Annotated in this window: 5 protein-coding genes; 2 read left to right on the top strand and 3 right to left on the bottom strand. The window is 39.6% G+C overall.

The genetic code is table 11. The features are described from left to right. On the top strand, positions 1–229 hold a 229-nt coding region (locus Q0L68_RS14850), incomplete at its 5' end, for an alkaline phosphatase (protein WP_296704753.1). Between the two features lie 11 nt (positions 230–240). Here Q0L68_RS14850 and Q0L68_RS14845 read toward each other — a convergent pair. Both Q0L68_RS14845 and Q0L68_RS14840 read right to left on the bottom strand, forming a co-directional pair. After that, positions 241–432 (bottom strand): hypothetical protein, encoded by a 192-nt coding sequence (locus tag Q0L68_RS14845; RefSeq protein WP_205637935.1) that lies wholly within the window; start codon positions 430–432, stop codon positions 241–243. Between the two features lie 146 nt (positions 433–578). Continuing rightward, complete coding sequence (locus Q0L68_RS14840; RefSeq protein WP_296704745.1) at positions 579–2,051, bottom strand: sulfatase-like hydrolase/transferase; 1,473 nt, start codon at positions 2,049–2,051, stop codon at positions 579–581. A gap of 174 nt (positions 2,052–2,225) precedes the next feature. Between Q0L68_RS14840 and Q0L68_RS14835 the strand changes: the two genes are divergently transcribed. Then, complete coding sequence (locus tag Q0L68_RS14835) at positions 2,226–4,652, top strand: TonB-dependent receptor (RefSeq protein ID WP_296704742.1); 2,427 nt, start codon at positions 2,226–2,228, stop codon at positions 4,650–4,652. Between the two features lie 55 nt (positions 4,653–4,707). On the opposite strand, the gene Q0L68_RS14830 is transcribed toward Q0L68_RS14835, so the two are convergent. Beyond that, positions 4,708–6,096: sulfatase (locus Q0L68_RS14830; protein WP_296704740.1), on the bottom strand; the 1,389-nt coding region annotated here is incomplete at its 5' end.

The raw sequence follows: 6,096 nt of genomic DNA, 5'->3' as shown, positions 1-6,096 counted from the left end.
TTTGGTGGTAATTACAGCAGATCATGAAACCGGAGGGGTTTCTATTCCCCAGGGAGATATTGCCTCTTCTACTTTGGAACTGGCTTATCATTCTGATGACCATACCGGGATTTTGGTTCCCATATTCGCTTATGGTGCCCATTCAGACGAGTTCAGAGGAGTGTATGAAAACACTGAAGTGTTTCATAAAATCATGAAATTGGTTCGGGAATATCATTCTGAAAATTAATCCAGCTAGATTTATCTTCTTCCAGCCAAAGTGAATGGAAGCATGAAAATGTTTCGGATTAAATCGAATGAAAGATCAACCGCAAAGCCTAATAATCTAAAAGGTAAAAGCAGCAACCAAACGATAGGATAAAGAACCAATGCGATGATGGCCAGGGGCCAGCAAAGTACAAATAGAATGCACCAAAGTAAGAAGCTAAGCATATGTTGATTGTGTTTAGATGGGAAAATGCAAAATATGTTCCAGCTAGTAAAAATGCCTTCTCAATAAAATATAAGGTATTTTTTAAAAGTTAAATGTTCATTAATGGACATCAACTCTCTTCAAAATCGAACGAATAATAAAGACACTACTTTTGTTTGTCATCATTTTCAAAATACCGTTTCAAGGTATATTCAGGCTGCCATTGATCTGGCTTTCTTACCAAAGTATCGGGATCATAGCCCATAGGTTTGATCACATCAGCCGTTAGCTTTATTTGGTCTTGGAATGTTAGTTGCCAATTTTGCATTAATAGGAACATCTCCTCTTTCTTGACTTGATATTCTGGTAGCTCAGCAAGATTATTTATTTCCAAAGGATCTTTTTCCAGATCAAATAACTGCGTATAATCTCTTTCGGGATATCGGATCAACTTGTACTTTTTGTTTCTTACAGCTCTGACAGTATGTTTATAAGAAGTAAATAAAGCATCTCGAACACCATCTTTTTCCCCTTGAATCACAGGAACCAAGCTTATTCCATCTACATCCTCCGGCTCAGGTATTCCCGCCAAATCTGCCAATGTAGGATATAAATCGTGGATGTAGGCAAAAGCATCCAATTCCTGGTTTTTCGGCACTCGGGGACCTTTGATAATCAGAGGTACTTTTGAACTATGCTCATACAGGCTTTGCTTGCCCAAAAGCCCATGGCTTCCTGCAGCCAATCCATTATCTGCAGCATAAACAATGATGGTATTATCATATTGGCCTGTTTCTTTTAAGGCATCTAAAATCCTAGAAATTTGTGTATCCAAATGAGTCACCAAAGCATAGTAATCCGATAAAATCATTTGAATGACTTCAGGCTTTCTTGGCCAACCAGTAAGATTTTCATCTCTTACTGTCAATTGATCAAACTCAAAAGGATGAAAAGGCATGTAATTCCCGGGAAGTGGTAAAGTCCCGTCAGGGTAATGATTGATATAATCAGCTTCCGGTGAATAGGGGTCATGGGGTGCTGTGAAAGCGACATAGCAAAAAAATGGCTGGTCAGTATTTCTATTGCCATGATCCTTGATAAAGTCAACTGCCGCTTGGGCAAATTGCTCCGTGGAATATCCTTTCATGGTTGGTTTACCTAATTTTCCATCAGCTCCAAAATCCCGCAAAGGGAGATCATAATGATTGGCCATTCCACCCAAGTATACATTTTTTGCTTCCTGAAAACTTGCTTCAAACATCTCCTTTTCATTGTGCCACTTACCAGTACCAAAAGTTCTGTACCCTGCAGCCGCAAAACTCATGGTCATGGTATGTTGTCCGCTGAGTTTATCGGTTACTTTATAAAGATTTTTTCCACTGAAAAGCATAGCACGGCTGGACATACAGATAGCTCCATGCACGCCGCCCATGACATAGGCATTGGAGAAGCGACTTCCTTCCCTCGCCAATTGGTCTATTGCCGGGGTTTGGATATAAGTGTTCCCCGTGATACCTAAGGCATCTGCCCGCTGATCATCTGCAAAAAGGAAAAGGACGTTGGGTTTAGGTTTTGGCTTTTGTGCAAAGCTTAGACTTGTTAGTATTAAGGCACAAATTAAAAGTATGGTATTTTTCATTTTCTTCTGATTGGGATCAAAAGTTAAGATTTCTCATTCAAAACCCACCAATAACCTTCTGATTGACTAGTTAAAATTTAATTAGATTTTTTCTAAATAGATCTTGTTTAGAATTATTCTAGATAATAGATTTGCACTTCTATTTATATCAAGTCTAAATAAAAACAAATAAATATGAGGGTCTTTTATACCACCATTTTCTTATTCCTGATCTCAATTTCTTTTGCTTTTTCACAGCAAAATTCGGTGAGAGGAAGAATCCTCGACGTGGCTCAAAATCCCATCGAAGGAGTATCAGTATATTTGATTGGAACCGTTCGAGGTGTTCAATCAGATCAAAATGGAAATTATCTTCTTAAAGATATCCCTGAGGGAAAATATGATTTGAAAGTTAGTTTCATCGGTTTTGAAGATCAGATTATTCCTTTCGAGATTGAGAAGGATGAAGTCAAAAACATAGATTTTTCTTTGAAGGAGGATGAAATCTGGATGGAATCTTTTGAGTTGATGGCAAGTCGTGGCATGAATGGGCAAGGTCGTCTTCCTGAGGTAGAAGATTTCCGGATCAATGCCGGGAGAAAAAATGAAGTCATCCGACTGGCTGAGATTGATGCCAACTTAGCAATGAATAACAGCCGTCAGATTTTTGGGAGAACTCCAGGCATTTCTATTTGGGAAAATGATGGCTCTGGGATTCAACTTGGGGTAGCATCCAGAGGATTGAGCCCGAATCGTTCTTGGGAATTTAATGTGAGAATGAACGGATATGATATCACTCCTGACCCAATGGGTTATCCTGAGGCTTACTTTACTCCTCCAATGGAAGTAGTGGAAAATATTGAAATCATCAGAGGAGCATCCTCTCTTCAATACGGCCCCCAGTTTGGTGGTTTATTGAATTTTGTCTTGAGAAAGCCTGATCCATCTACAAGATTCACAGCTCAAACTATCAATACTATAGGAAGTAATGGACTTTTCAGTACGTTCAATTATATCGGAGGTACGGAAGGAAAATGGGATTATACCGCTTATTACCAAAAAAGAAGAGGAAATGGCTGGCGAGAGAATGGTTTCTTCAATACAGACCATGCACATTTTGAAGTCAACTATGCCGTAAACAATCGCTTTAAAATCGGTACGGAAATGACTTATATGTACACGGAGACGCAGCAGCCGGGTGGATTAACAGACACACAGTTTGCCGAAGATCCAAGTCAAAGTACCCGCGCGAGAAACTGGTTCAGCACACCTTGGTTCCTCCCTTCAGTTAACGCTGATTATATCGTTAGTCCAAAAACTAAGTTGAATTTGAAGGCATTTGGGTCAATCGCACAACGAAATAGTGTGGGTTTTATGAAGCCAATCACGGAAGTGGATGATATGGGAAATAGACAGGTAGACCGAGATCTATACCATACTTTTGGCACCGAACTAAGGCTGAGTACTTCTTATTCACTTTTTGGAAAAGAACATAACCTGGTCAGTGGCTATCGATTTTACAAAGGAAATATCGACAGAAATCAGCGAGGAGTAGGAGATTCAGGTACAGATATGAATTTTGATTTGGTCGAATCAAGCTATCCTCGGGATCTGGATTTTGATAATTTAAATCATGCTGCTTTTGTTGAGAATATGTTTAATGTCACAGATAAGTTTTTATTGACCGCTGGAGTTCGCCTAGAGCATATTTCTTCTCAAATGAATGGGATTCTTAATACTGTAAATGGAGTTCCTCAAATTTTGACCCCTGAGACCAGAACTAGGACTTTTGCATTGCTTGGACTAGGAGGAGAATATCATTTAACCAAAACCACTGAATTGTATTCGAATTTCTCCCAAGCTTATCGTCCAGTCCTAATTTCTGACTTGACCCCACCGGCTACAACTGATGTAATAGATCCTAATTTGCAGGATGCAAGTGGTTATAATTTTGACTTCGGTTACAGAGGAAATGTTGGTTCTTTCTTAAATTTTGATGCTAGCTTTTTCTATTTGAATTATTCGGATCGAATCGGAACAATTACTCAAACTGCAGCTGATGGCACAAGATTCCAATACCGAACTAACCTTGGTACTTCTGTGAGCCAAGGAGTGGAAGCGTTTGTTGAATTCGATCCGATCACGGCTTTTGTAGGAAATTCCACTTTCGGATATATTCATCTTTTTGCATCGCTAGCTTATGTGAATGCTGAGTACCAGGATTTTGAGCGAACTAGCTTAAGCAACGGTGAAATTGTTGTAAATAATCTAGCTGGAAATAGGGTGGAAAATGCCCCACGTAAAATCAACCGATATGGAGTAACTTACCGATTCAAGGATTTTTCCATGACATGGCAGTTGAGTGATATTGGAGAAGCATTTTCTGACGCGACCAACTCGGTGGAACCTAATGCTGCAGCAACTTCAGGATTGATTCCAGCATATAATGTTCAGGATCTTTCTGCTTCTTACACCTTCAAAAAGAAATATAGTCTCAAGTCCGGAGTCAACAATCTTTCTGACACAGCTTACTTTACCCGCAGAGCTGGAGGTTATCCTGGCCCTGGAATAATGCCAGCAGATGGCAGAACATTCTATATGACATTTGGACTTAAGTTTTAATTAGGATTATTAGATCTAGAAGTAAAAAGTAAAGCTTCTGTTAGCTGGATAAGGATCAATGATATTGGATAGCCAAATCATTGGTTCTTATCTCGGCTAATTTTTTTGCCAGGTGATTTTGCATTTCCTTGATAACATTCTGATAACTAGATTCAGAAGCAAGGTTTTTAAATTGCTTTGGATCCTTTTTCATATCATACAATTCCATTCCCGAACCGGCATCCTCATCGTATTGAATAAAGGCATAATCCTCGTTTCGGATCAAAAATGATTTACCTCCTTGGGAAACTGAAAATGCATAATCTCGAACCGTTTCTTTTGGATTTTTCAGAATGGGAACCAAGCTTTTGCCTTGGATTTCTTTTGGGTACTCAAGTCCCGCCAGTTCGGAAAGCGTGGGATAAATATCCAGAAGTTCAGTAAATGAATTGCTGAATGCTGGCTTCATTCCCGGTACCTTGATCATCATTGGTATTTGTACTGATTCTTCATGCAAACTGACCTTCATCCAGAATTCATGTTCATCCAAATGAAATCCATGATCGGAGGTAAATATAATTATCGTGTTGTCGGCTAATCCTTCTTCTTCCAAGGTTTTTAGAACCTTTCCCACCTGCGCATCCATGTAAGAAACAGCAGCGTAATAAGCAGCTATTGCTTTCTGTTTTTGCACATCATTCATTTCTGAATTGACACTCGTCACGTAATTGATTCCCCGTTCCGGAATATCATTCCAGTCATTTTCTACCTGTTCAGGTAGTTTTATTCCTTCATATGGAAATGGAGAGAAAAAACTTGCAGGAGCCACAAAAGGAACATGAGGTCTAACAAATCCAACTGCCAAAAAAAAGGGTTCATCTTTATGTTTCCGGATGAGTTCTGAGGCTTTTTCTGCAGTTTTCCCATCTGAATGGACCAAGTCATCTCCACTTGCTTTGACAATAGTCATCACATTTCCTCCTTTTCGTTCTATATTTCCGTCCGGGTTGTTTTGCACTAATTCAGCTTCTCCCGCTGCTTTCCATTCTGGTCCTGGTGAGTTGAATTTCTCGGTCCAAGAGGCTGGATCATCCTGACCATCTGAACCTTTTTCTATGTCTCCCGGCACTCCCATATGATAGATCTTACTGACTCTTGCTGTGTAGTAGCCATTTTGTTTAAAAAGCTCTGCCATAGATGGTCTGCCATCACCCACATTCTCTCTGCCACTGACATAACCATAAGTTTGGGTGGCATTGGGATAATAGCCAAACATAAATGAAGCACGGGATGGTCCGCAAACTGGATACTGCGTATATGCCCTAGTAAATACCGTACTTTCAGAAGCGAGCTTATCGATTACTGGAGTTTGAGCTTTTTCATTTCCATAAGTGCCCAAAGCTGTCGTTGTCAGATCATCTGAGATGATAAAAAGTACATTAGGTTTCTCTGATTTTTGGGCAAC

This window comes from Algoriphagus sp., from assembly GCF_024642405.1.
In the GTDB taxonomy this organism is placed as follows: domain Bacteria; phylum Bacteroidota; class Bacteroidia; order Cytophagales; family Cyclobacteriaceae; genus Algoriphagus.
Note: the sequence above shows the minus strand (reverse complement) of the source record. Positions and strands in the feature narration are given on the sequence as shown.

Excerpts from the sequence above, each read along its gene's own strand:
- Q0L68_RS14845 (WP_205637935.1), bottom strand. The coding sequence starts at position 432 with ATGCTTAGCTTCTTACTTTGGTGCATTCTATTTGTACTTTGCTGGCCC.
- Q0L68_RS14840 (WP_296704745.1), bottom strand. The coding sequence starts at position 2,051 with ATGAAAAATACCATACTTTTAATTTGTGCCTTAATACTAACAAGTCTA.
- Q0L68_RS14835 (WP_296704742.1), top strand. The coding sequence starts at position 2,226 with ATGAGGGTCTTTTATACCACCATTTTCTTATTCCTGATCTCAATTTCT.